Below are 266 nucleotides of genomic sequence, written 5' to 3' on the forward strand. Positions count from 1 at the left end.
TATTTTATAACGTAATTTAATACTAAGTAGAGTCCCTAATAAAACAGCAAGAACATGCAGCAAAGCTGAAATGAAATACACTAAAGGCTCAATTGGTAATTCTAACAATATATATAGCAAAGCACCGACACATAAGTTAATAAACCAATAAACAGTCGCGACTAAACCAGCTTGTTTATAGGGGTTCACTGTTTGCGTATACCCTAGGTAACAATAAACGATAAAAGAGGTTACAGACTCGATGGCGTAATGGGAAAAAGTGTATG

The 266-nt window shown here is 34.6% G+C and carries 1 protein-coding gene; it reads right to left on the reverse strand.

The annotated features are described in order from the left end of the window. Positions 1 to 189: hypothetical protein (locus SB771_RS34885; RefSeq protein WP_410722025.1), on the reverse strand; the 189-nt coding region annotated here is incomplete at its 3' end. Positions 190 to 266: the final 77 nt, after the last annotated feature.

The organism is Burkholderia sp. SIMBA_051 (genome assembly GCF_046534915.1).
In the GTDB taxonomy this organism is placed as follows: domain Bacteria; phylum Pseudomonadota; class Gammaproteobacteria; order Burkholderiales; family Burkholderiaceae; genus Burkholderia; species Burkholderia ambifaria.